Below are 25,504 nucleotides of genomic sequence, written 5' to 3'. Positions count from 1 at the left end.
ATATGCTCGCCCTCATGACCGACGCCAACGCTGAAACCAACGTGCCGCCCGCGCCGCGCCTATGGACGCAGGAGGGCTTTCGCGAGGATGAGTGGACACATGCCGAGGGCAGCGGAGCGCTTGCCGGGAACGGTCGTTTCATATTGCCTCTGGCGGCCTTTCTGGACCTGGATCCGCAGGTCCGCATCTCGGCGCGCGAGCGGCTCGGGGTGCAGTTGCAGCCTGGCGACGAACTTGGAAAGATCGTCGGCCTGCTCGATCAATTGTCCCTGGTTGCGCTGGCCTTCCCTGCTTTTACCGATGGTAGGTCCTTCTCAAAGGCGGAACTGTTGCGCAGCCGTCACGGCTTCACGGGCGCCGTGCGCGCCACCGGCCAGGTGCTGGTCGATCAGTTTCCGCACATGCTCCGCGTCGGTTTCGACGAGTTCGAAATCGTCAATCCGGTGTTGCTGAAGCGCTTGGAGGAAGGCCGCACTGACGGCTTGCCGCTTTATTATCAGCCGGCGGCGAAGCCTGCCGGTGCGGCGGGCAAATATTCCTGGCGCCGTAAACCCATCGGCTGACAGGTGTCGTCGAGTATGCGGCGACTTTGGTAACGCTGGTTGGGTTTGAAGAGCTGCTAGTCGCGGCGTGAATTGCTTTCCATGCCGTCGAGACGCTCAAGCAATTCCTGCAGATGGTCTGGAATGTCCGAAACCACCCTGAAGGACGGCATGACGCGAGCAAGATGCCTGCTCGTCTTGTCGCGTACCTGACGCCGAATTTCGGCGGCCACCTTGCTCCCCCTCTCATGTGTGTTGCCGTTCATTGTCTCTACCTCGTGGTTGGTTGGAGAACTCACCCAGCGGTAGAATCGTTCCCCTAATAGGCGACAAGCACAAGTCGGAAGCCGATTCACGGTAAAATTTGACTTAATTTGTAATCTGTTGCGAGTTCCACGGGTGGTGTTGGATTGCCCTCCATCCCGGCTTTACCCCTTGATTTTTGGCCTTCGAACATCGATATCGGGCGCAATCATTCAGTTTGTATGACAGACGGGAAACCGATGAGCGATCGCGCGAAGGACGAAAGAACACTGGCTGAAGAGCAGGCGGTTGAAGATGCCGCTGAGCGCAGCGAAGGCGGTATCGACGGCGACTACGAGGCGCTTCTGCGGCTGATGAAGGAAAACGACGAGTTGAAGGACCGCGCTTTACGTGCGGCAGCCGAGATGGAAAACCTGCGCCGCCGCACCGCGCGCGACGTTCAGGATGCGCGGGCCTATGCCGTGGCCAATTTCGCCCGCGACATGCTGTCGGTATCCGACAATCTGCGGCGCGCCATCGATGCCATTCCGGAGGAGGCCAAGGCTTCCGGCGATGTGGGCTTCAAATCCCTGATTGAAGGCGTCGAGATCACCGAACGTTCCATGCTTTCGACACTGGAACGCCATGGCGTGAAGAAGCTGGATCCGCAGGGCGAGAAATTCGATCCGAACTTTCATCAGGCAATGTTCGAGGTGCCCAATCCAGAGGTTCCGGCGAACACCGTCGTTCAGGTCGTGCAGTCGGGCTATTCGATCGGCGACCGTGTTTTGCGGCCAGCCATGGTAGGCGTCGCCAAGGGCGGCCCCAAGCAGCCATCCACCGCATCGGTGGAGCCCGGCCCCGTCAACGAGCAAGCTGAAAAAGACGCGTAGAACGTCGGGGCATCCGCGCCGGCGCAATCGTCCCGTAACCCGGCTCGTACAACCCTTCAGCAATGCGCGCGGAAGCCCTTGACCACGACGGGGGCGGCGCGTTCCTATGGCGCGGTCGCACTCCGGCTGTCGGGCCCGCATGAACCTGATCACGCATCTGGACTATGCCGGCGTCGCCGTCTTCGCGGCGACCGGAGCGCTGGCCGCCTCGCGCAAGCAACTCGACATCATCGGCTTTCTGTTCCTCGCAAGCATCACCGGCATCGGCGGCGGCACGCTTCGCGACGTGATCCTCGACGTGCCGGTTTTCTGGGTCGGCAACCGCGACTATGTGCTGATTTGCGCCGCTGTCGCAGTGATCGTGTTTTTCACCGCCCACCGGGTCGAATCCCGTTACAGGCTGCTGCTGTGGCTGGATGCCATCGGCATTTCCGCTTTCGCGGTGATGGGCGCGTCCAAGGGCCTCGCCGTAACCGGCTCGCCCGCGGTTTCCATCATCACGGGCATGCTCACGGCCACCTTCGGCGGCATTCTGCGCGATCTTCTGGCCGGCGAACCGTCGGTGCTGCTCAAACCCGAGATTTATGTGAGCGCCACACTGGCAGGAGCCACGCTTTATACGCTGGGCGATGCGCTGGCCCTGCCCTCGCCGGTTTCGGGCGTCATCGGGTTTGCCGCCGCATTCCTGGTGCGGGGCGGAGCGCTGAAATTCGGCTGGTCGTTCCCGGCATACCGGAGCCGACCTGGCCGGCGTCCCGAGGATATTCCCTGACGCACGGCCCCCTATACGGCCAGCCGTGGGCTTTCCCCGCCATAGTAATTGACGTAGCGCGCGCCGATCTGCGCCACCGGCATCACGACATAGACATCCACCGTGGAAAATTCATCGTCGATGACGCAACCATCGCCGAAGCGCGCCCCGACCCGCAGATAGGCTTTTACCAGCGGCGGCATCGCCAGGATGGCCCGTTTGGCATCCACGGACTCGATCGGCATGAGGCTCATGGGATGATAGCGGTCCGCTCTCGCCCGTACATGCCAGTCCGGCGCGGTACGGCAATGATGGTTCAGATAGGTGAGCGCTTCGGCATGTGCACTGGGAACCACACCCGAAAAAGCGGCGCAGCCGATCATCACATCGACATCATAGTGATTGATGTAGGCCCATATTCCTTGCCATAGCGCCTCTATGGTGCGTTTGGATCGGTATTCCGGCAGAACGCACGACCGTCCGAGCTCGAGGAAGCGCTTGCCCGGATGGCGCGCGATGAGATGGCAGATGTCGAATTCGTCTTCGGAATAGAATGCGCCGGCGGCAAATGCCGTTTCCTGCCTCAGCAGCCTGTATGTGCCGACGATGCGGCGGTGTTCCGGCCCGACCAGGCTCGTGTCGAACACCAGCAAGTGGTCGCACACGGGGTCGAATCGGTCGGCGTCGCGGCGGTCCATCGCGTGCAGGTCGTCCTTGCGCGCGCCCATCTCGTCGTAGAAGACACGATAGCGCACTTCCTGCGCCGCCGCGATTTCAGCCTCGTTGCGGGCCAGCCGCACCTCAAGATTGCCGATGCGCCCCAGACGCGAGCCGGCGGATATCTCGTCTATCTTCACCTGAGTAAGCACGGCGCCTTCCCGCTTGGACGACTGCTTGTTGGCATGGCTAGATCGTGAACTCGACGCATGAACGGTTCTCCATCGCGCCATCCTCCACGGCGCGGGATACGGTGCTGGTGCGATAGGAATATGACAGTAGCGTGATAATCTGTGAGTAACAACGCTTCTTGCCGGCTAAGAGCACGGCGCGACACTGAAAATATCAGGCTGCGACCTGCTCGCGCAGCGCGTGGATCAGCGCATCGGGGTCGAGCGGCTTGGTGATGAAACCGCTGGCGCCGTGAGCCAGAACCGCATGGCGGGTTTTCTCCTGGCTGTCGGCGGAAAGCACCATGATCGGCATTGGCGCCATGCCGCTTTCTTCCTCATGACGCCGTATCGCGGTGATGGCGTCCATGCCGTCCATAACTGGCATATGAAGGTCCATCAGCACTATGTCGTAGCGGCGGGCGGCGCTGACCACCGCATCGATAGCGGCCCGGCCATTGTTCACGACGTCCACATCGTAGCCGGCTTTCTGCAGCGTCGATCTCACCAGCAATGCGTTGATCTCGTTGTCCTCGGCAATCAGGACCGACAGGTTCGGATGGCGATGGCTGGCGCCTGACACCGGGATGCGCGGCGGTTCGGCAATTGCCTTCGCCGTCATGCTGCCGCCCAGAAGCACGCGAAGCAATGTCTCGCTGCGAACCGGGCGCGCCAGAAACGTCGTGTAGCCATTGGCGCGGAATTCGCCCAACAAGCCGCGCTCCGATGGCGCGATCAGCGTGACGGCCTCGCAGTTCGAAAAGCCGGATTGACGCAGGCGGGTCAGTACCTGGCCGTCGTCCTCTTCCACGGCTGCATCGACAAGGAGCATGTCGCATTCGCCGCTCATGGAAGTTGCTTGGGCCGTCGTGGCGGCAATTCTGGCCACTCCGCCATGCGCCCGGATCGTTCCGGCAATGGCCTCGGCCTCGGTCATGTTGCGCGACAGCACAACGATCCGCCGCCCCTCGAGAAGCGTCCGGCGTTCCTGCATCTGTTCGACGGGATCGGTAGCCGGTATCTCGAAAACGAACTCGGACCCTTCCCCCAGTGCGCTGGCGACCGAGATCGATCCTTGCATGGCCGTCACCAGCCGCTTCGAAATAGCCAGCCCAAGACCGGCTCCGCCATGGGCTCTTGTCGAAGTGGTGTCGGCCTGCTCGAAATCCTCGAAGATGCGGTCGATATCGGCGTTCCGCAGTCCCGGCCCGGTATCGGAAACCGTGAACCGCAGACGGTCGCCCGTTTGCTCGAACACCCGCGATATCCTGACCGTGACACCACCGGTCTCGGTGAACTTGATCGCGTTGCCGATCAGGTTGAGGAGCACTTGGCGCACTCGGCCGGGATCGGCCGAAATCATCAGCGGAACGTCGGACTCCACCAGGCAGCCAAGGCCGATGCCCTTGGAATAGGCGCGGGAGGCGAGAAGCTCCACCACATTATCGACGATCTCGCGCGGCGACATCGGTTGCGGCTCGGGATCGAAACGCCCGGCCTCGATCTTGGAATAATCGAGCAAGTCCTCGATCAACGCCAGCAAGGCGCTGGCCGATGTCGACACGGCGGACACATAGGTGCGCTGTTCCGGTGAAAGCCTGGTATCGGCCAACAACTTCGCCATGCCCATGATGCCGTTCATGGGCGTGCGGATTTCGTGGCTGACGGTTGCCAGAAACCGTGATTTTGCCTGGCTGGCGAATTCGGCGCGCTCGCGCGCGCTGATCAGCGACGCCTCGGCGCGCTTGCGCGCGGTGATATCGCGAGCAATGGCGCGGTGCGAAACCGCCCCGCTTTCCTTGTCGCGGACGGAAAGCTCGATCCACGAGAACCAGCGTGGGCCGCCATTGGTGCGAATGACGACATCTGTCGAACTCAGGCATTCGTGATCGGAAAAGGCGGCGTCCGGAACCAGCCCGACATCGATGCCGAGTTCGGCCAGCGTCCTGTCGCGGAGAGATTGCGCATCCTCGCCGATCAGTTCGGCGAACACCCGGTTGGCATGAACGATGCGGCCGTTGCGGTCGCGATGGACAACGAGATCGCCCAGCGCGTCGATCAGTCCGCGGAACCGCTCGTCGCTCTCCTGCATCTCCCACATGCGGTCGGCGAGCGTTTCTATCTCCGCCTGGCTGCGTGCCGTCGTATCACCGAGCAGCAGGGCTGCACGCCGCTCCGCCACCTGCGATCGGATGTGGAGCGCCAGTCCGGCTGCGGCGATGGCGAGAAGGCCGACGGGAACGAAAAGCGGCGCACCATAGAGGAAGGAAAGTCCGGCCAGCACCAGCAACGCGACAAAGGTGAGGAAGGGCAGCCCTTCACCGCGTCCGGCCGGCAAGGCTGGGACGAGCGGCGGCGCATCTATGCGACGCCGGGCCGACGCTTCCTGCTGCGCATCCTCTGTAGACTCGATCAGGTCGGGCTCCATTCCGGCTTGGCGCCGGTGAGCGGGCATACTGATACGGAGAGATTAGAGAAGATTTCGGCAGATCATTCCAATTTTAGCGGTCGTTCCGTTTTCGACGAAAGAGGCTCCGCAAAAGCGCATATCCCGCTCTCGCATATCGACGACGACACGCCCCCTGATCCTGCCGTCGACAATGTCCCTGGCCGCGTCGGCGATGCCGCTAAAGCCGATCGTGGTGGACAATGCCGACAGTTTTGCCGTGTCGAGATCCTGGCGGATACGCCGCCATGCCTCGAGCCGCAGTGGCTTCGGCGCCATGACGGAATCGACGCCGAGCAAACAGACGCCGCGCAGGATGAACGGCGCGACGGACGCCGGCAGATCCATGCCTCCCGCCAGCCCGCAGGCGGCGATCGCGCCACCATAGGCGGTCATCGACAGGGCATTCGCCAGCGTCGTCGAGCCGACCGCATCGATGCCGCCGGCCCAACGTTCCCTGGCCAGCGGCTTGACCGGCCCGGTCAACTCGTCGCGCGTGATCACCTCCGACGCGCCGAGATCGATGAGATAGGCTTTTTCGGATTCGCGCCCGGTCGAGGCCACGACATGATAGCCGAGCCCGGACAGGATCGAAATGGCGACAGAACCGACGCCGCCGGCGGCGCCGGTTACCACGACTGGCCCGCGATGCGGCGAAATGCCGTGCCGCTCCAGCGCCATCACACACAGCATCGCCGTATAACCGGCGGTGCCGACCGCCATCGCCTCGTGCGCGCTCATGCCTTCGGGCAACGGCACCAGCCAGTCGCCGTTCACCCGCGCGCGCTGCGCATAGGCGCCGTGATGCGTTTCGCCGACGCCCCAGCCATTGAGGATGACCTTGTCGCCCTTGCGCCAATCCGGATGCGAGGAGGAAAGCACCGTGCCAGCGAAGTCGATGCCTGGGATGAGCGGCCAGCGGCGGATGACCGGCGCCTTGCCGGTGATGGCCAAACCGTCCTTGTAATTGACCGTCGTCGCCTCGACCTCAACCGTCACATCGCCGTCCATCAGGTCGGCTTCGGTAAGGTCCACGGTCGCAACCGACTGCTTTTTGTCCGCGTCGCGCGAAACGAGGATGGCTTTGAACGTGTCGGACATAGGTCTCTCCCGGATTGCTGCCGAGTGTGAAACACCAGTGGCGCTGAATCAATCGTTCGAAGGTTTAGGCTCACGGCGCCATGCAACGAACTCTTCGAGCACGACCAGCGCGGCGCCCACGCTGATGAACACGTCCGCCAGGTTGAAGACGGCAAACGACCAGACCGGCGTATGGAACAGGATGTAGTCGATCACATGGCCATAGACGGCCCGGTCGATCAGGTTGCCGAGCGCGCCGCCGACGATCAGCGCGAAGCCCACCCGGGCGATGACCTGGCCCGGCGTCGTGCGGGTGGCGAGATAGAGCACGAAGGCGGCGACAACCAGCGAAACGACGATGAGGCCGGTATCGCCGAACGACGACAGCATCGAAAAGGCGATGCCGGTGTTGTAAGTGCGGAACAGCGCCAGGAACGGCACCAGATCGACCTTCTCCTGGAACGCCAGAGTGGTCTCGACCAGATGCTTGATCCACTGGTCGAGCGCGATGGCGACCGCAACGAGCAGCAAATAAGGCGAAAGCGTTTTCAAGAAGCCGTCTCCGGGCCGAGTTTCAGCGCCCCGCGGCGGATCTCGAACAGCATGACCCCGGTGGCCACGGCAAGATTGAGCGAGTCTGCCCGGCCGGCCTGCGGGATGCGCAGGAGCTTGTCGCAGGTTGATGCCAGCTCTTCCGGCAGGCCCTGCTGTTCGTTGCCCATCATAAGCAGCACCGGCCCCTTCGAGAAATCGACCGACCGGTAGTCCACCGCGCCCTTCAGGTGCGTTCCGGCGACCAGGCCGGGAAAGGTCCGGCGCCAGGCGAGGAAAGCCTCGATCGTCGCCTTCGCCACTGGCATGGCAAAGACCGAGCCCATCGTGGCGCGCACCGTCTCGACCGAAAAAGGATCGGTGGTGTCGCCGACAAGAATTATGCCCTTGGCTCCAACCGCGTCGGCGGTGCGGATGACGGTGCCCAGATTGCCCGGGTCCCGGACCCTGTCCAGCGCCACCCACACGTCGCCGTTCGACGGGCGAACATCCTTCAGCGGCTGGTAGCGCTGCGTAAAGACGCCGACCACCATCTGCGGGTTGTCGCGGCGGGTGATGGCGGAGAGAACTTTTTCCGAAACTTCGAGCACGGTGCCGCCGGCAGCCACGGTGCGCGCAGCAACCTTTTCGACCGCCGCGTTGCCGCGGCCGGCCTTGGCGAAGACCAGCCTCCTGATCTGCCAGCCGAGATCGAGCGCGTCGATCACCAGCTTCAACCCCTCGGCCATGAAGGCGTTCTGTTGATCGCGGAATTTCTTCAAGGCCAGCGCCTTGATGTCCTTCACCAGCGGATTGGCAAGGCTGGTGACCTCCTTGACCTGGCCGGGCGCGCCTGCGTGCCGCTCGCTCATGCGGCGACCCAGCGCGAGAACAGCGATGTCGAAAGCGCCCGGCCGGCGGATTGTTCGCGGATAATGAGTTCGCCCGATTCAACCCGCCCGCCCATTCCGGCGAACGTATCGCGCATCAGCGCGTGAATGGCGAAGAACGAAGAGCGGATGGAATAGGCCGTCAGAACCACCGCGAGCGGCCTTGGCGACAGGATGGCGCGGCAAATGTCCGTCAGCGCCGGCAGATCCTCGAAAAGCTGCCAGACCTCACCCTTCGGTCCACGGCCATAGGCGGGCGGATCGAACAGCACGATGTCGTAGCGGCTGCCGCGCCGCTCCTCGCGCTCGGCGAATTTCATAGCATCCTCGACGATCCAGCGGATCGGCCTTTCCGCCAGCCGCGCCATCTCCTGGTTCTCCCGGGCCCAGCTGATCGCCTTCTTCGAGGCGTCGACATGCGTGACCTCGGCGCCGGCCCGCGCCGCCACCAGCGAGGCAAGCCCGGTGTAGCCGAACAGATTCAACACTTTCACGGGCCGCTTGGCAGACGCGATCAGTCCCGCCATGTGGTCCCAGTGCGACGCCTGCTCGGGAAACACCCCGACATGGCGGAACGAGGTGAAGCGGCCGAGATAATCGATACCGTCATGCTTCATCGGCCAGGTCTCGCCGAGCGGCTGGCCGGGAAAGCGCCAGCGGCCCAGGCCTTCCTCATCCGTATCGCCGGTGAAGACGGCGTCGGCATTCTCCCATTCCTTCGCCGGCAACGCGCGCTGCCAGATCGCCTGCCCCTCGGGGCGGACAATGCGGTACGGGCCGTATTGTTCGAGCTTCTGACCGGCCCCGCTGTCGAGCAGCGCATAGTCGGCATTGGGCGCCACCTCGAGGATCAGCGGCAGTTTTTCAGCGGGTAGCGCGCCTTCCCGGCGGGAAAGCCGGCGCGGCTCCGTCTTCGGCTGCGCCGGGCTTGCAATGACCGCAGAGGGCTTTTCCTCGCGCCGCATGTCGCGCGTCTGGCCCGGCCCTTGTGACGGGCGTGGCGGGCGGCTGTCGCGGCGTCGGTCGCGAGAGGATTTCAACAGGTGAGGTCTCCGAAGCGTTCAAACGCTTCTGCCACGACGCTTAGCGTGAGCCAAGCGGCAAAAGCGGGGAAGATCGGCGAACGCCGGCCTTCCGGCATCTGCATGGTGCGCGAGAAGGTGTGCGAACGTAGCCGGCGTCAGTCGCCGTCGTCTTCCGACGATGCGGGCCGCCAGGTGGTCGGCTCGACCTTTTTCTTGGTATGGCCATCGGTGTAGACCCACCAGGCCGAATCCTCAGCGTCCCAGCGGCCGATGGATTCGTTCATGACGCCATCGCCGTCGGTCCAGTAAACCGTGACGCGCGAGCCGTCCCTGGGGGCGCTCGATATCGGTTGCCGTTCAGCCATGATTGTCTCCCTCGAAGCCTGTCAAAACGCGCCCGGCGCGCCGCCGGTTCCCGTTTTTCCAGCGCTGGCTTCAGCTATGCGCGAAAATATCTTCCTCGTCCCAGCCCATCAGGTCGAGCTTGGCCCGCGTCGGCAGGAAGCGGAAGCAGGCGTCGGCTTCCTTGACGCGGTCGTCGCGCTGCAGCCGTCCCGCAAGCACCTCGCGCAGCCGGTGCAGGTAGAGAACGTCGGAGGCGGCATATTCCAGCTGTTCCGGCGACAGCGTCTCAGCCGCCCAGTCCGACGACTGCTGCTGCTTCGACAGGCCGACGCCCAGCAGTTCCCAGCAAATATCCTTGAGGCCGTGCCGGTCCGTATAGGTGCGCGTCAGGCGCGAAGCGATCTTGGTGCAGAACACCGGCTCTGCCATCGCGCCGAAGGCCTGGTAAAGCACGGCGATGTCAAAGCGCCCATAGTGGAACAGCTTGGTGATGCGCCTGTTGCGAAGCATGCTGACCAGGTTCGGCGCCCGCTTCTGCCCCGGCGCGATCTGGATGACGTCGGCGGTGCCGTCGCCCGGTGATATCTGCACCACGCACAGCCGGTCGCGGTGCGGGTTGAGGCCGAGAGTCTCGGTATCGATGGCAACCGCATCGACATCGTAATTCGACAGGTCCGGCAGGTCGCCCTTGTGGAAACGGATCGTATTCATCGGGAAGCTTTCAGCTTGTCAGGGCGTCGAGGATCCGCGCCCATGAGCGCTGACCCTTGTGGAACGATTTCAGGTCGTATTTCTCGTTCGGCGAATGGATGCGGTCATCCGGCAGGGCGAATCCGACCAGCAGCGATTCCATGCCGAGATAGCTGCGGAAGTCGCCGACGATCGGGATCGAGCCGCCGCCGCCGATCATCACCGCCTGCTTGCCCCATTCCTCCGTCAGCGCGTCTTTGGCGCCGGTCAGGAAAGGCGAATCGTAGGAGAGCTGGATTGCCGGCGAGCCGCCATGCTCGTGGAAATCGATGCTGCAGTCGGCCGGTACGCGCTCGGCGGCGAACTGGCGGAAAGCGGCGCGGATCTTCTTCGGGTCCTGCGCATGCACGAGGCGGAATGAAATCTTCGCGGAAGCCTCGGCCGCGATGACGGTCTTGAACCCCTTGCCGGTGTAGCCGCCGGTGATGCCGTTGAATTCGGCGGTGGGCCGCGCCCACAGAAGCTCCAGCACCGGACGGCCTTTTTCGCCGGCCGGTATCGACAGGCCGATCGGTCCGAGGAAGCTTTCGGCGGTTTCGCCCAAGGCTTCCCAGCCTTGAAGTATCTGCGACGGCGTTTCTTCAACTCCATCATAGAAGCCGGGGATCGTCACCCGGCCCTGTTCGTCGTGGATGTCAGCCAGCAGGTTTGCCAGGATGCGGATCGGGTTCGCGGCGGGGCCGCCATACATGCCCGAATGCAGGTCGCGGTTCGCCGCCTTGACGGTGATCTCCTCGCCCACCAGCCCGCGCAGTGACGTGCAGATGGAGGGCGTCTCCTCGTTCCACATGTCGGTATCGCAGACCAGCGAGAAATCCGCCTTCAGTTCCGCCGCATTGGCTTCGAGGAAAGGCCTGAGCGAGGGCGAACCGGATTCCTCCTCGCCCTCGAACAGGATGGTGATGCGGCAAGGCAATGAACCATGCACCGCCTTCCAGGCCCGGCATGCCTCGACGAACAACATCAACTGGCCCTTGTCGTCGGAAGAGCCGCGTCCGGTGATGATTTTGCGGCCGGGCTCGATCTCCTTCAGCGCGGGATCGAACGGATCGTTCTCCCAAAGCTCCAGCGGATCGACCGGCTGCACATCGTAATGGCCGTAGAACAATATATGCGGACTGCCCGCCGGTCCGTCGTGGTGGGCGACCACCATCGGGTGGCCCGGCGTCGGCCGAACGCTGGCCTCGAAACCGATGGATTTCAGGTCTTCCACCAGCCAGTCGGCGGCCTTACGGCATTCGGCGGCGAATTCGGGATCGGTCGATATCGACTTGATCCTGAGCAGGTCGAACAGCCGGTCGAGGCTCTGGTCCAGATTTTGGTCGAGACGGTCTAAAACGGGAGCAAGCGCGGTCATGAAAGTTCCTGGAAAGCGAATCCGCCGCGACCCTAGAGCATTTTGCGGCGGGGTGGAAACACCCCGCATCGTACATCACGGCGAGTCGTCGGTTCCCGGCGGCGCATAGACGGCAATCGCTTCGGGATGCACCCTGAACGTGGCCGGCGTCGCGGTGACGATCTCGCCATCGGTGTTGATCGGTTGCGGCAGCTTGGTGGTCACGTCGAACTGCACGCAGCGCGCCGTCCGCACCTCGTTCCAGGCGCCATGCGTGCCGGACCGGAACGAACGCAGCATCAGGGCCAGCTTCCAGACATTGCCCATTTCCAGGCTGTAGAGATCGAGATGGCCGTCATCAATCGCGGCGCTCGCTTCCACGACATTGCCGCCGCCATAGTGACGGCCATTGCCGATGGCGATCTGGAAGGTCCTGACCTTGACCGTCTCGCCCTTCTCGCGAATCCAGGCGGTGAAGGGCCGCGCCTTGTAGAGCACGCGCGACGCCGCGACGGCATAGCCGAGCCGGCCCCAGCGGCGCTTGATCTCGGGCCTCAGCCCTTGGGCGAGCTTGGTGCTCAGCCCGATCGAGGCGACGTTGAAGAAGGCGTGGCCGTTCACAGAGCCGACATCGATGCGCCGTTCGTAGCCGCCGACGATCATGTCGACCGCCTGCATGATATCCATCGGCAGGCCGAGCGTGCGGGCCAGGTCATTGGCTGTGCCCATCGGCAGGATGCCCATTGGCAGGCCGCTTTCCATGACCGCCATGGCGGCCGAGGAAACGGTGCCGTCGCCGCCGCAGACGACGATGCAATCGGCGCTTTCACGCAGCCGCGTGATGTCACGCGCAAGTTCGGGTAGCGCAGAAAAAGGCTCGACCGTAACGGCAAGTCCGCCGGCCTCGAATCTCTGCAGGATGTCGTTGAGCGGCATCGAGCCGCGGCGGGCTTTTTCATTCAAAAGCAGCAAGGCGCGCCGCGCGGCGGGCTTCTTCGCAGCACCCTTGCCGGCGGCCCTGTATTTCCTGGTACCGGCGGTTTTGCTCTTCAATGTCTGTGCCATACCCATAAAAAATGCCGCCGTGGCGGAGGGGGAACCACGGCGGCCTTTACTCGAAACGATGCGGCAGCCCGGAGAGGGGGGTAGGCTGCCGCAGGGTGTCCGGTATAGGCGGGGGACGGGCCTTGCTCCGGACTCGGCGAAAATTGCCGATGGGTCCTATCTGGGTCCTGGAACGTGGCGATTCAAGGGCATGGAAATTACAAGTTTGTAACATAGCCGTGAGCAGTCAGGCCATGTCAGGAAGTCGTCGCAAGGAGCAGCCTCGAGCGCCTTTGGCATGGACCGCAACGCCGCGCCGCGCTATCCCTTCGCCATGAAAAAAGGCGATCACCTCTTCCTCGTCGATGGCTCCGGCTACATCTTTCGCGCCTATCATGCGCTGCCGCCGCTGACCCGAAAGTCCGACGGCCTGCCGGTCGGCGCCGTCTCCGGCTTTTGCAACATGCTGTGGAAACTGATGGTGGATGCCCGCAACACCGAGGCGGGCGTGGTGCCGACGCATTTCGCCGTTATCTTCGACTATTCCTCAAAGACATTCCGCAACGACCTCTACCCCGAATACAAGGCCAACCGGTCCGCGCCGCCGGAAGACCTGATCCCGCAGTTCGGGTTGATTCGTGAAGCGACCCGCGCCTTCAACCTGCCCTGTGTCGAGATGGAAGGGTTCGAGGCCGACGATCTGATCGCCACCTATTGCCGGCTGGCCTGCGAGGCCGGCGGCGACACGACCATCGTGTCCTCCGACAAGGATCTGATGCAGTTGGTCGGACCGACGGTCGGCATGTACGACCCGATGAAGGATCGGCAGATCGGCGTCCCCGAGGTGATCGAGAAATGGGGCGTGCCGCCCGAGAAGATGATCGACCTGCAGGCGCTTACCGGTGATTCCGTCGACAACGTGCCGGGCGTGCCCGGCATCGGCCCGAAGACGGCGGCGCAGTTGCTCGAACAGTTCGGCACGCTCGACGCGCTGCTGGAGCGCGCCGCCGAGATCAAGCAGGATAAGCGGCGGCAATCGATCATCGATAATGCCGACAAGGCGCGCATTTCGCGCGAACTGGTGACCTTGAAGGACGACGTCCCGGTAGCAGCCGGCGAGGGATTGGACGATTTTGTCCTGCACGAGCCGGACGGTCCGAAGCTGATCTCCTTCCTCAAGGCAATGGAATTCTCGACGCTGACCCGCCGCGTCGCCGAGGCGACCGCGACCGAGGCGAGCGACGTTCAGGCTGCCGGCCTCACCATCGAGCGCGCCGATGCCGCGCATGGACCCGACGTCGGCGCGGGCGCGGTGTCGAAACCTGCTGGATCGGAGGGCAATGGCGACGCTGCCGCGATGAGCGCGGCAGGCAAGGATGAAGGTCCCTCGCCTTCCCTGTTGTCGGCGATGCGGGCGGAAGCCGCGGTCAATGCCAGGATCGACACAGCCGCCTATGTCTGCATCCGCGACCTTCCGACGCTTCAGGCCTGGATTGCCGAGGCGCGCGAAGCCGGCATGGTCGCGTTCGACACGCAAGCGTCTTCCCTCGATCCGATGCAGGCCGAACTGGTCGGCGTTTCCCTGGCGACCGCCCCGGGCCGCGCCGCATATGTTCCGCTCGGGCACAAATCGGGCGACGGCGATCTTCTTGGCGGCGGCCTGATCGAGAACCAGATTCCGATCCGCGATGCGCTTGCTGCCCTGAAGCCCTTGCTCGAGGACGCCTCGGTTCTGAAAATCCTGCAGAACGTCAAGTTCGATCTCATCATGATGCAGCGTCACGGCCTCGACATCCGGCCCTTCGACGACACGATGCTGATTTCCTATGCGCTGGACGCCGGCGTCGGCGCCCACAACATCGACGCCCTTTCCGAGAAATGGCTGGGTCATGCCACCATCGCCTTCAAGGATGTGACAGGAACCGGCAAGGGCGCGCTCGGCTTCGACCAGGTGTCGCTCGAACGCGCCACAGCCTATGCCTGCGAGCAGGCGGATGTGACACTGCGCCTGTGGCGGGTTCTGAAGCCCCGACTGCCGGCCAAGAGCGTGGCCTCGGTCTATGAACGGCTTGAGCGGCCGCTGGTGCCGACGCTTGCCGCCATGGAACAGCGCGGCATTTCGGTCGACCGCCAGATCCTGTCCCGCCTTTCCGGCGAACTGGGGCAGAGAGCGGCGGCGCTCGAAGACGAAATCTACCTGCTGGCGGGCGAGCGTTTCACCATCGGCTCGCCCAAGCAGCTTGGCGACATATTATTCGGACGCATGGGCCTGCCGGGCGGCGCCAAGACCAAGACCGGGCAATGGTCGACCACCGCCCAACTGCTGGAGGAACTCGCGGCGGAAGGCTACGAGCTGCCGCGCAAGATCGTCGACTGGCGCCAGCTCACCAAGCTGAAATCCACCTACACCGACGCCTTGCCGGGCTACGTCCATCCGCAGACCAAGCGTGTGCATACGTCCTATGCGCTGGCGGCGACCACCACCGGGCGGCTGTCGTCCGTGGAGCCCAATCTGCAGAACATCCCGATCCGCACGGCGGAAGGGCGCAAGATCCGCACCGCCTTCATCGCGGACAAGGGCAACAAGCTGATCTCGGCCGACTACAGCCAGATCGAACTGCGGCTGCTGGCCCATATCGCCGACATCCGCCAGCTCAAGCAGGCCTTCGCCGACGGCGACGACATCCACGCCATGACGGCGTCGGAGATGTTCAACGTTCCGGTCGAGGGCATGCCGCGCGAGGTGCGCAGTCGCGCCAAGGCGATCAATTTCGGCATCATCTACGGCATTTCGGCGTTCGGGCTGGCCAATCAGCTGTCGATCCCGCGCGAGGAAGCCGGCGACTACATCAAGCGCTATTTCGAGCGCTTCCCCGGCATCAAGGACTACATGGAAGCGAGCAAGGCCTTCTGCCGTGAGAATGGCTACGTCGAAACGATCTTCGGCCGCCGCATCCACTATCCGGAAATCCGCGCCTCCAACCCGTCGATCCGCGCCAACAGCGAACGCGCCGCGATCAATGCGCCGATCCAGGGTTCGGCCGCCGACATCATCCGCCGCGCCATGGTGCGCATGGACGAGGCGCTGGCCAAGGCCGGCCAGTCGGCGCGAATGCTGCTGCAGGTGCATGACGAACTGATCTTCGAGACCGCCGAGGCAGAAGTCGAAACGACCCTCCCGGTCGTCAAGAGCGTGATGGAGAACGCGGCGATGCCGGCTATCGCGCTATCCGTGCCGCTGCAGGTCGATGCCCGCGCCGCCGACAATTGGGACGAGGCGCATTAGCTAGCGATTTGACCTTATGTATGAGGCACCAATCTGCAAGAGCATTCTACCATCCCTGGACTCTTCGGCAATATTATATTCAGCCTCGATAAAAGACATAACTCTTTCAACCCGCTGAGATGCTTGAAATTCACTGCATCTAAGCCAAATTCTACTCAATTGCCGAAATCGTGCTTTTTGGCCATTAGGAATTCTTGGAGATATTCTTTCAAAATCTCCGTCAAATGAAATAAGGACTCGGTCATCTTTTTCTGCCACGGCGGCTACCAATGGATCCACGGCCCCTACTGGTAGCACATCACGAACAAATTCGACGTCGTGACCGAGATTCTCGAGTTTATCTGCTACCGATCGGGGTACGTTTTCATCAAGCATAAATCGCATTTAGCGATATGATACTGATTAAGCGCTTTTTGCCAGTGCATTTTCATGATTAAGCGCAGTTCTTACGTCTTCCCGCGTAAGACTCGGGTATTCTTTAAGGATGTGGTCAACCGAGTACCCAGCATCAAAATATCTTCTAATGGCTGCAGTCGGTATTCTAGTCCCAGAAACGACCCAAGAGTTCCTCATTAGATATTTATTTCTATTTACATGGCCTATCTGCGAATTGCTCCTCGTTTTTAGTTCAGTAATTTTTATCTCGACTTCATTTATAACATCAATGATAGGAAGCATAGCAAATTGTCCATCTCGTAGACTTTCTACTTTGCCAGTATCTCTATCGAAAAAATGTATAGCCTTCTTGACCACGTATAGTTTTGTATCTGCCCAATGATCGTATCCGCGTTTAGTGAGCTCGGCAGCTACACGCTTAAGCTCAACAAAGGAAACATGGAATCTATTTCGAAGTACAGAAAGAGTCTTGAGGCCCACTACGTCTTTGAAAGAGTAGATACGACTATATGCATGATAACGCTTCTCATAAGCCAGCTTCGGAATAAAAAACCCACGCCGATCCCATGCTCGCAGTTGGCCTTTGGTAAGACCGGTAATGCGGACCGCATGATCTTCAGAGAAAGCCGAAATAACAGCGTTATGTGCCGAAACATCCATGATTCATTCTACGCTAAATTTTCGTCCACAATAGGGCATTTTTTAAGCATGGCGAAGTTGATGTAAGCTAAGCCGCCTCTGCTAGACACTTCGCACACGTGCCCCTGAACTCGATGATCGCTTTCTTCGGCGTGAAGCCGTTCGCCCGCACCCAGTCGTCGAGTTGATGGCCGACATCATGGTCGGAGAACTCCGTCACCTGGCCGCAGGTGTCGCAGATGGCGAAGGCCGTCATCGAATGGCTGTGCTCGTGTGGCTCGGCGCAGGCGACGAAGGCGTTGAGGCTTTCGAGCCGATGGACGAAGCCTTCCTTCATCAGCGTGTCGAGCGCCCGGTAAACCTGCAGCGGCGCGCGGAAGCCGCGCTCGCGCAACTGGTCAAGCAGCATGTACGCGCTGAGCGGCCCGCTCGCCGCTTCAAGCTTCTCCAGCACCCATGTCTGGTTTTTCGTCAGGGCGGTCCTTGCCGTCATGCTTTCCTATTCCATTCAAGCGCAGCCATATTGGCCGGCTTTTCCTGAAATAGCCATGAACACGGCAATTTTCCACCCGCCAGGCTCGAACCGGCAAGGCTGAGGGATCAGACCTTCCGGGGCGGCCCCTTGCGTTCAGCCGACGGCGCCCAGAGGTTGATGTCGGCCTCACGCGCATACTTGTCGATCTCGGCGAGATCGGCATCGGAGAAATCGAAGTTCTTCAGCGCGCCGACGCAATCCTCGACCTGCTGCGCCCGGCTGGCGCCGATCAGCGCCGAGGTGACGCGGCCCTTGCGCAGCACCCACGCCAGCGCCATCTGCGCCAGCGTCTGGCCCCGGCGCTTGGCGATCTCGTTCAGCGCCTTGATGTTTTTGATCGCGCTTTCGCTGAGGAAAGACTGCCGCAGTGATTTGCCCTGCGTGGCGCGGCTGCCCTCGGGAATGCCGTTCAGATACTTGTCGGTCAGCATGCCCTGCGCCAGCGGCGAAAACACGATGGAGCCGATGCCCTCGCCATCCAGCGTATCGAGCAGCCCATCGTCCTCGACCCAGCGGTTGAGCATGGAATAGCTCGGCTGGTGGATGACGCAGGGCGTGCCGAGGCGCCGCAGGATTTCGGAGGCTTCGCGCGTACGCTGCGAATTGTAGGAGGAGATGCCCGCATAGAGCGCCTTGCCGGAGCGCACGGCATGGTCCAGCGCGCCCATCGTTTCTTCCAGCGGCGTGTTCGGATCGAAGCGATGGGAGTAGAAGATATCGACATAGTCGAGACCCATGCGCTTCAGGCTCTGGTCGAGGCTGGCCAGCAGGTATTTGCGGCTGCCCCATTCGCCATACGGCCCCGGCCACATGTCGTAGCCGGCCTTGGTCGAGACGATCAGCTCGTCGCGGTAGCCGGCGAAGTCGTTGCGCAGGATTTCGCCGAACGCGACTTCGGCTGAACCCGGAGGCGGACCGTAATTGTTGGCGAGGTCGAAATGGGTGATGCCGAGGTTGAACGCCTTCTGGCAGATTTCCCGCTTCGTCCGATGCGGGGTATCGCCGCCGAAATTGTGCCACAGCCCGAGCGAGATGGCCGGCAGTTTGAGGCCGGACTTTCCGCAGCGGTTGTAGATCATGTTCTCGTAGCGATCGGCGGCGGGGGTGTAGGGCATGGATCAATCCTTGGAATGCGAGGCAGACCGCTGTTTACCCTCCCCCGTGTGGGGAGGGTCGTGAAGCATGTCGCGCAGCGACAATGCGGAACGGGGTGGGGGTGTCAAGATTTGTCGGATTATTTTGGGTGCAAAGATACATTGTAGTCACCCCCACCGCCGTCTCCCGAACCTCATTTCGTCTGGTCCGCTCGCCGCCCCTCCCCGCAAGGGGGAGGGCAAAGCGCGCTACATCTTCTTCGCCAGCAGCGCTCCCGCTTCCCGGATCCCCAGCGCCGCCGGCCGCTCGCATGTCGTCTGCATCGCCACGAACTTGCCGCTATCGCCCGATTTCAGGATGCCGGTCATCACCTCCACCGCATGCAGCGCCAGTTCCATCGAGCAGCGGTGCGGCCGGTCGCCGGCGATCGCCAGCGCCATGTCGGCGAGCCCCGCGGTACGGTAGTTCGCCATCATGCCGTGCGAGTGCTTTTCGTTCAGCACCGCGAAGGGATGATCCCATTTCGGCAGCGCCTTCACCGGCTTGCCCTGCTTGGTGAAGCGGACATCGCCGCCGAAGAAGTTCGGGTCGGGTACGAAGACGGTGCCGTTCTCGCCATAAAGCTCCATCGGCGCATGGCCGTGGTTCCACACGTCCCAGGACGCGTTCAGCGTCACGACCGCTTCATTGGCGAATTCGAGGATGGCGTGGATGGTGGTCGGCGTCGTCACGGGAATCTTTTCGCCCCGGCGCGGCTTGGAGCCGATGGTGCGTTCCTTCGCCGGCGTGGTGGCGAAAGCTGCGACCCGCTTCACGGGACCGATCAGCTGGATCAGATTGGTGACGTAGTAAGGCCCGATATCGAGGATAGGCCCGGCGCCCGGCTGGAAGAAGAAGTCAGGATTCGGATGCCAGTTCTCCATGCCGTGGCTCATCACGAAGCAGGTGCCGCTGGTGATCTTGCCGACCTTGCCGCTGTCGATGACGTTGCGCACCAGCTGGTGCGCGCCGCCGAGGAACGTGTCCGGCGCCGAGCCGATGCGCAGGCCCTTCTTCTCGGCCCGCTTCTTCAGGTCCAGACCTTCGCTAATGGAAAGGACGAAGGGCTTTTCCGAATAGACATGCTTGCCGGCATCGAGAATCCGCCGCGAAATCTCGTAGTGCACGGCGGGAATCGTCAGGTTGACGACGATGTCGATGTCGGCGGCGGTAAGCAGCCCATCGACCGTCTCGGCGCGAAGCTTGAATTCCTTCGCCCGGGCTTTGGCCGCATTCATGTTGATGTCGGCGCAGGCGCGCATTTCGAAGCCGCGGAACATCGGCGACAGCCGGAAATAAGCCGCCGAGATATTGCCGCACCCGATGACGCCGACCCCAAGTTTCCTGGGCATTTCGTCTTCTCCTAATATGATTTGACCGAGGTGAGCGAGCGGCTTGCGAAGCGCTCGATGTCGTTCGGATTATCCTGTTCCATGATGTAGTATCTGGCGTCGGTCTTCGCGCGCAACGTCTTCATCAGCGCCGCCCAGTCGATGCTGCCATGGCCGACATCGGACCATCCGTCCTCGTCCAGGCCCTGGCCCGGCTTGGCCATGTCCTTGACATGGACAGCAACCACGCGGCGTCCGTATTTGTCGAGCCATGGCGCGGGATCGGCGCCGCCGCGGATGACCCACGCCACGTCGATTTCCCAGCCAACGCCGGGGGCGGCGTCCAGAATAAGCTGCTGCGGCACCGAACCGTCGGCGAGTGGCTGAAATTCGAAATCGTGGTTGTGCCAGGCAAAGCCGTAGCCTGCCTTGCCGGCCTTCTCGCCGACGGCGGCGAGCCGCTCGCCAAAGCCTCGCCAGCCGGCGGCGTCGGATGGCCGAGCCTCCGGCTGCAGATAGGGACAGATCAATGTCGTGGTGCCGAGGGCGTCGGCGATCCGCCGCACGCCGTCGAAATCGTTTTCCAGGGCGTCGATGGAGAAGTGCCCGGTCGGCATCGAAAGGCCGTTCCTGTCCATCTCGGCGCGAAACGCGGCGGGATCGTCATAGACACCGCCGAAACCCTCGACTTCCTTGTAGCCAAGATCCCCCAGCATTTTCAGAACCTTGTTCCAGGGCTGGAAGTTGCGCGCGCTGTAGAGTTGGAATGACCAGTTCATGATGTTCGTCCATCCTGCCTTTGATGTATCTCGACCGGCCTCACAGCCGGTTGCCTTGTTCGTCGAACAGCGAGGCGCGCATCGGATCGAAACCGATCTCGACGCTTTCGCCCGATTGCGGTGCGCGCTCGGAGGTCACGCGCACGGTGAAATTCTGGTCCGCAAGCTTGAGCCAGACCAGCGTATCGGACCCCATCGGCTCCACCACGTCGACGGTCGCCTGGGCGGTGAACGGCCAGCCGGAGCCGCTGTTCAGCCCGACATGTTCTGGCCGGATGCCGAAAACCGAAGCTCCCGGTGACGGCTCGCGCTCGAAATCGTAGCTCGCCAGCGGCACCTTCAATTCACCGGCGACGAAATGCCAGCCACCGTCGTTTTCCAGTCTGCCATCAAGGAAATTCATGCCGGGCGAACCCAGGAACCCGGCGACGAAGCGGTTGACCGGGCGATTATAGATCACCTGTGGCGCGTCGAACTGCTGGATGACCCCGCCACGCATCACCGCTATGCGGTCGGCCAGCGTCATCGCCTCGATCTGATCGTGGGTTACGTAGATCATGGTGTTGGCGAGCTTCTGGTGCAGGCGCTTGATCTCGACGCGCAGTTCGGAGCGCAGCTTGGCGTCGAGATTGGACAATGGCTCGTCGAACAAAAAGACGTCGACATCGCGCACCAGCGCCCGGCCGATCGCCACCCGCTGCCGCTGACCGCCAGAAAGCGCCGCCGGCTTGCGCTGCAGCAGCGGGCCGATCTGGAGGATTTCGGCCGCGCGCGCGATGCGTTTGTCGATCTCGTCCTTGGGCGTGCCGGCGACCCTCAATCCAAACGAAAGGTTCTTTTCGACAGTCATCTGCGGGTAAAGCGCATAGGACTGGAACACCATGCCGATGCCCCGGTCAGCCGGCTCTTCCCAGGTGACGTTCTTGCCCTTGATGAAGATGCGGCCGTCCGAAATGTCGAGCAGGCCTGCGATGCAGTTGAGCAGCGTGGACTTGCCGCAGCCGGACGGCCCGAGCAGCACGACGAATTCGCCCTCGGCGACATCGAGATTGAGCGACTTGAGCACCGTGACCGAGCCGAAACTCAGTGACAAATCCTGCACGGAGACGCTGGCGTTTGCTACATTCATGCGGGTCACCCTTTCACAGCGCCCGCGGCGATGCCGCGCACGAACAGCTTGCCCGAGACAAAGTAGATGATCAGCGGCACCAGTCCGGTAATCAGCGTCGCCGCCATGTTGACGTTGTATTCCTTCACGCCTTGCACCGAATTGACGATGTTGTTGAGCTGCACGGTCATCGGATAGGTGTCCGGCCGCGTGTAGACGACGCCGAACAGGAAGTCGTTCCAGATGCCTGTAATCTGGATGATCAGTGCGACGACGAAGATCGGCATCGACATCGGCACCATGATGCGCAGGTAGATGCCCCAGAAGCCGGCGCCGTCGACGCGCGCGGCCCTGAACAGCTCATCCGGCAGCGAAGCGAAGTAGTTGCGGAACAGCAGGGTGAGGATCGGCATGCCGAAGATCGAGTGCACCAGCACCAGCCCCCAGAGCGAGCCGTAAAGGCCGATCTCGCGCAGGATGATGACGATCGGGTAGAGCATCACCTGATAGGGGATGAAGGCGCCGACGATGAGGATGGTGAAAAAGATGTCGGCGCCCTTGAAGCGCCAGTTGGCCAACGCGTAGCCGTTCACCGAGGCGAGCGCGATCGACAGGATGACGGAGGGAACGGTGATGCGCACCGAGTTCCAGAAGCCGCGCGAAAGGCCGTCGCAATTCAATCCCGTGCAGGCCGTCGACCAGGCCTTTACCCAGGGTTCGAAGGTGATTTCGACCGGCGGCGAGAAAATATTGCCAAGCCGGATTTCCGGCATCCCCTTCAGCGACGTCACCACCATCACGTAGAGGGGCAGCAAATAGTAGACCGCGACGAGGAAAAGCGTGCCGTAGAGAAAGATGTTGCGGCGTGACAGGACACTGCGCGGCTTTGGCCCGCGCGGTCCGCTTAGCTCGCCGCGCACCGCATCGGCGCCGGCTATGGTCGATGACAGGACAGCCGGATTGCTCATGTCCTGCCCCTCCGCCCGAATTCCAGATAGGCCCACGGCACGATCACGATCACCACTGTCAGCAGCATCATGGTCGAGGCGGCGAAACCCTGACCGAGGTTCTGGGCGAAGAACATGTAGTCGTAGACATATTTCGCCGGAACTTCCGAAGCGATTCCGGGACCGCCCGAGGTCTGCGCCACGACGAGGTCGTAGACCTTGACGATACCCGAAGCGATGATCACCAGCGTGGTGATGAAAACAGGCCGCATCATCGGGATGATGATCGACACATAGGTGCGCCAGGTCGGAATGCCGTCGACGCGCGCCGCCTTCCATATGTCCTCGTCAATGCCGCGCAGGCCGGCCAGCATCAGGCACATGACCAGCCCGGTCCCCTGCCACAGCGCCGCGATCAGCACGCCGTAGATGACGATGCTGGAATTGTAGAGCGGGTCGAAATTGAAGCTTTCCCAGCCAAGGCCGCGGATCACGCCCTGGATGCCGAACTCCGGATTGAGCAGCCACTGCCAGACAAGGCCGGTGACGATGAAGGACAGCGCGAACGGGTAGAGGAAGATCGTGCGGAATGTATCCTCGAAGCGGATTTTCCGGTCGAGCATCGCCGCCAGCAGGAAGCCGATGACCAGCGAAAAGATCAGCGACAGTACGCCGTAGATCAGAAGGTTCTCGATCGAGACCAGCCAGCGCGGCGCCGCCCACAGCCGGTAATACTGGTCGAGACCGACGAAATTCAGCCGCGGCAGCAACCGCGAATTGGTGAAGGAATAGAGAACCGTCCACGCCGTGCCGCCGACGAAGACGACGAGCGCGGTCAGGATCATCGGAACCGACGCGATCTTCGCATTGAGATTGCGGAACAGCCGGCTCGGGCGTTCACTCTTCATGCTGACGGACATGGTTGCACCGATGAGGACAGGTCGCGGGATCCCGGTCCCGCCGCCGCGCGGGACCGGGATGATCGGATCGGCCGAGCGGTCAGTCGGCCGAGCCGATGATATCGGCGAAGCGCTTCTGCGCGTCCTCCGGTGTCATGCTCTGATTGGCGAAGAATTCGGAGAACAGATCCTCCTTCTGCTTCTGCGTATCCTGCGACAGAAGCTGGTCGGTCCACGGCATGACGTCGCCCTTGGCCAAGATGTCGAGACCCTTTTTCATGCAGTCGTTGGCAGCGTTCAGGTCAACGTCGCCGCGCACCGGCAGCGAGCCCTTCTTCAGATTGAAGGCGACCTGCGTCTTGGGGTCGAGCAGCGTTTCGGCCAGCACGCCCTGCGCCTTGGATTTCTCCTCATCCTTGAGCAGCGGAAAATAGAAGGCGTCGCCGCCCGTGGCGATCATCGGATTGAGGCCAAGGCCGGGCAGGCAGCTGTAATCCTTGCCGGCAGTCTTGCCCGCGACCTGGAATTCCCCCTGCGCCCAGTCGCCCATGATCTGCGCGGCCGCCTTGCCGGTGATGACCATGTTGGTGGCCTGGTTCCAGTCCTGCACATTGGTGTTCTTGGCCATCTTGCGGGCGTCGTCCGCCGCCTTGAATACCTTGGCGATCTCAGGCCCGGCCGCGAATTCGGCGTCCTTGGCCTCGTAGACCTTCAGGAACGTATCCTTGCCGCCGATCGCCGCCATCAGCACGTCGAAGGCGCCGGACGACTGCCAGGGCTGACCGCCGACCGCGAGCGGAACGATGCCGGCCTTTTCGAGCGCCGGCGCTGCCGCGACGAGCTCGTCCCAATTCTTCGGCACCGGAACGCCTGCCTTCTCGAAGGCTTCATTGGACAGCCAGAGCCACTGCCAGGAGTGAATGTTCACCGGCACGCAATAAATCTTGCCGTCGATGGTGCAGCTGTCGAGCAGGCTCTTCGGCCTGACCACCTCGGTCCATTTGCCCTTGGTGGCGACATCGGTGAGGTCGCGCATCAACCCGGCCTGGACCAGCTCTTCCGCCTGGCGGCCATGGTTGAACTGGGTGGCGCCCATCGGGTCGCCGCCGGTAATGCGGCTGATCATGATCGGCCGCGCCGTACCCCCGGAACCGGCGATCGCGCCGTCAATCCAGTGATTGCCGGTCGCATCGAACGCCTTGGCGAGCTCGGCAACGGCGGCGGCCTCTCCACCCGAGGTCCACCAATGCGTGACCTCAAGGTCCGTAGCCGAAGCAACTCCTGCGAATGGCAAAGTCACGGAAGCAGCCAGCGCGGCAGCCATCATTTTAAATCGCATTTCGGTCTCCTCCCAGAAATCTGAAACGTTACAGATTTTCGATAAAGCAATTGGCGCAGACTCGCAAGCCAGAGCTGGACAATTTTTTCGTGAGCCGAAGAAAAAGGACATCTCTCCGGCGTTTGGCAATGTTGCGATGCGCAACAATCTCTTTTGCGCTGCAAAATGCGCCTCGAATGTGCTTTTGCCCACTCGAGTCGCCATCCAGAAGGCATATCTCGTCGGGAACATCCCTGCTCTAAGCTATCCCTCTTTGCAATCTGTAACGTTTCAGTTTATTCCAAAAGTGCAGCCAGGGCCGAGGGAAGCACGATTGCGCGGCTTGCCCGCTCCTGCTATGCGCCGGCC

25 protein-coding genes are annotated in these 25,504 nt (G+C 62.2%); 4 read left to right on the top strand and 21 right to left on the bottom strand.

Annotated features, from left to right (window positions below; genetic code table 11):
- Window positions 1–2 precede the first annotated feature (2 nt).
- Complete coding sequence (locus tag J2X35_RS15595) at window positions 3–563, top strand: DUF934 domain-containing protein (protein WP_310187103.1); 561 nt, start codon at window positions 3–5, stop codon at window positions 561–563.
- Window positions 564–619: 56 nt separating this feature from the next.
- Here the strand turns inward: J2X35_RS15595 and J2X35_RS15590 are convergent, their stop codons facing one another.
- The gene (locus J2X35_RS15590; RefSeq protein WP_056111811.1) at window positions 620–808 is read right to left on the bottom strand and encodes a hypothetical protein; all 189 of its coding nucleotides are present in this window, start codon (window positions 806–808) and stop codon (window positions 620–622) included.
- Between the two features lie 219 nt (window positions 809–1,027).
- On the opposite strand from J2X35_RS15590, the gene grpE reads away from it, so the two are divergent.
- Window positions 1,028–1,678, top strand: a complete 651-nt coding sequence (grpE, locus tag J2X35_RS15585; RefSeq protein ID WP_310187101.1) for a nucleotide exchange factor GrpE — start codon at window positions 1,028–1,030, stop codon at window positions 1,676–1,678.
- 139 nt (window positions 1,679–1,817) lie between these two features.
- Window positions 1,818–2,450: a trimeric intracellular cation channel family protein gene (locus J2X35_RS15580; RefSeq protein ID WP_310187098.1), complete on the top strand. Its 633-nt coding sequence runs from the start codon at window positions 1,818–1,820 to the stop codon at window positions 2,448–2,450.
- A gap of 11 nt (window positions 2,451–2,461) precedes the next feature.
- Here J2X35_RS15580 and J2X35_RS15575 read toward each other — a convergent pair whose 3' ends face one another.
- From J2X35_RS15575 to J2X35_RS15530, 10 genes are all read right to left on the bottom strand, one after another.
- Window positions 2,462–3,298, bottom strand: coding sequence for a GNAT family N-acetyltransferase (locus tag J2X35_RS15575; RefSeq protein WP_310187095.1), 837 nt, complete (start codon window positions 3,296–3,298; stop codon window positions 2,462–2,464).
- A gap of 193 nt (window positions 3,299–3,491) precedes the next feature.
- Entirely contained in the window at window positions 3,492–5,744 is a 2,253-nt protein-coding gene (locus tag J2X35_RS15570) for an ATP-binding protein (RefSeq protein ID WP_310187094.1), read from the bottom strand.
- Between the two features lie 42 nt (window positions 5,745–5,786).
- On the bottom strand, window positions 5,787–6,863 hold the full coding sequence (locus tag J2X35_RS15565) for an MDR family oxidoreductase (RefSeq protein WP_310187092.1): 1,077 nt from the start codon (window positions 6,861–6,863) through the stop codon (window positions 5,787–5,789).
- 48 nt (window positions 6,864–6,911) lie between these two features.
- Window positions 6,912–7,394 carry a signal peptidase II gene (lspA, locus tag J2X35_RS15560; protein ID WP_310187089.1) on the bottom strand — a complete coding sequence of 161 codons (483 nt, stop codon included), beginning with the start codon at window positions 7,392–7,394 and terminating at the stop codon, window positions 6,912–6,914.
- Window positions 7,391–8,245, bottom strand: a complete 855-nt coding sequence (locus tag J2X35_RS15555; protein ID WP_310187087.1) for an RNA methyltransferase — start codon at window positions 8,243–8,245, stop codon at window positions 7,391–7,393. The genes lspA and J2X35_RS15555 overlap by 4 nt, the downstream gene beginning before the upstream one ends.
- Window positions 8,242–9,228: an RsmD family RNA methyltransferase gene (locus J2X35_RS15550; protein WP_405023237.1), complete on the bottom strand. Its 987-nt coding sequence runs from the start codon at window positions 9,226–9,228 to the stop codon at window positions 8,242–8,244. The genes J2X35_RS15555 and J2X35_RS15550 overlap by 4 nt, the downstream gene beginning before the upstream one ends.
- Window positions 9,229–9,443: 215 nt before the next feature.
- Window positions 9,444–9,653, bottom strand: a complete 210-nt coding sequence (locus tag J2X35_RS15545) for a hypothetical protein (protein WP_310187082.1) — start codon at window positions 9,651–9,653, stop codon at window positions 9,444–9,446.
- Between the two features lie 70 nt (window positions 9,654–9,723).
- On the bottom strand, window positions 9,724–10,344 hold the full coding sequence (locus J2X35_RS15540) for a ribonuclease D (protein WP_310187079.1): 621 nt from the start codon (window positions 10,342–10,344) through the stop codon (window positions 9,724–9,726).
- 10 nt (window positions 10,345–10,354) lie between these two features.
- A complete protein-coding gene (locus tag J2X35_RS15535) occupies window positions 10,355–11,740 on the bottom strand; it encodes a M20/M25/M40 family metallo-hydrolase (RefSeq protein ID WP_310187077.1) in 1,386 nt (461 codons plus the stop codon).
- A gap of 75 nt (window positions 11,741–11,815) precedes the next feature.
- Window positions 11,816–12,772 (bottom strand): lipid kinase, encoded by a 957-nt coding sequence (locus tag J2X35_RS15530; RefSeq protein WP_244478764.1) that lies wholly within the window; start codon window positions 12,770–12,772, stop codon window positions 11,816–11,818.
- 325 nt (window positions 12,773–13,097) lie between these two features.
- Between J2X35_RS15530 and polA the strand changes: the two genes are divergently transcribed.
- Window positions 13,098–16,049, top strand: coding sequence for a DNA polymerase I (gene polA / locus J2X35_RS15525; RefSeq protein WP_310188704.1), 2,952 nt, complete (start codon window positions 13,098–13,100; stop codon window positions 16,047–16,049).
- Here polA and J2X35_RS19860 read toward each other — a convergent pair whose 3' ends face one another.
- From J2X35_RS19860 to J2X35_RS15480, 10 genes are all read right to left on the bottom strand, one after another.
- Entirely contained in the window at window positions 16,050–16,424 is a 375-nt protein-coding gene (locus J2X35_RS19860; RefSeq protein ID WP_405023232.1) for a DUF5615 family PIN-like protein, read from the bottom strand. It abuts the gene before it with no gap.
- Between the two features lie 27 nt (window positions 16,425–16,451).
- Window positions 16,452–17,105, bottom strand: coding sequence for a DUF433 domain-containing protein (locus J2X35_RS15520; RefSeq protein ID WP_310187074.1), 654 nt, complete (start codon window positions 17,103–17,105; stop codon window positions 16,452–16,454).
- Window positions 17,106–17,172: 67 nt separating this feature from the next.
- Window positions 17,173–17,577, bottom strand: coding sequence for a Fur family transcriptional regulator (locus tag J2X35_RS15515; RefSeq protein ID WP_310187073.1), 405 nt, complete (start codon window positions 17,575–17,577; stop codon window positions 17,173–17,175).
- 107 nt (window positions 17,578–17,684) lie between these two features.
- Entirely contained in the window at window positions 17,685–18,734 is a 1,050-nt protein-coding gene (gene mgrA / locus J2X35_RS15510) for an L-glyceraldehyde 3-phosphate reductase (protein WP_310187070.1), read from the bottom strand.
- Between the two features lie 228 nt (window positions 18,735–18,962).
- A complete protein-coding gene (locus J2X35_RS15505; protein WP_310187068.1) occupies window positions 18,963–20,105 on the bottom strand; it encodes a Gfo/Idh/MocA family oxidoreductase in 1,143 nt (380 codons plus the stop codon).
- 11 nt (window positions 20,106–20,116) lie between these two features.
- Window positions 20,117–20,863 (bottom strand): sugar phosphate isomerase/epimerase, encoded by a 747-nt coding sequence (locus J2X35_RS15500; protein ID WP_056111857.1) that lies wholly within the window; start codon window positions 20,861–20,863, stop codon window positions 20,117–20,119.
- Window positions 20,864–20,903: 40 nt separating this feature from the next.
- Window positions 20,904–21,992, bottom strand: coding sequence for an ABC transporter ATP-binding protein (locus J2X35_RS15495; protein WP_310187066.1), 1,089 nt, complete (start codon window positions 21,990–21,992; stop codon window positions 20,904–20,906).
- A gap of 5 nt (window positions 21,993–21,997) precedes the next feature.
- Window positions 21,998–22,939 carry a carbohydrate ABC transporter permease gene (locus J2X35_RS15490; protein ID WP_056111863.1) on the bottom strand — a complete coding sequence of 314 codons (942 nt, stop codon included), beginning with the start codon at window positions 22,937–22,939 and terminating at the stop codon, window positions 21,998–22,000.
- Window positions 22,936–23,838 carry a carbohydrate ABC transporter permease gene (locus tag J2X35_RS15485; protein ID WP_056111866.1) on the bottom strand — a complete coding sequence of 301 codons (903 nt, stop codon included), beginning with the start codon at window positions 23,836–23,838 and terminating at the stop codon, window positions 22,936–22,938. Before J2X35_RS15485 ends, J2X35_RS15490 begins: the two co-directional genes overlap by 4 nt.
- A 79-nt stretch (window positions 23,839–23,917) precedes the next feature.
- Window positions 23,918–25,156, bottom strand: a complete 1,239-nt coding sequence (locus J2X35_RS15480; protein WP_310187063.1) for an ABC transporter substrate-binding protein — start codon at window positions 25,154–25,156, stop codon at window positions 23,918–23,920.
- Window positions 25,157–25,504: the final 348 nt, after the last annotated feature.

The organism is Mesorhizobium sp. BE184, assembly GCF_031457045.1.
Classification (GTDB): Bacteria; Pseudomonadota; Alphaproteobacteria; order Rhizobiales; family Rhizobiaceae; genus Mesorhizobium.
The sequence above is the reverse complement of the archived record's forward strand: the minus strand, read 5'-3'. Positions and strand labels throughout refer to the sequence as shown.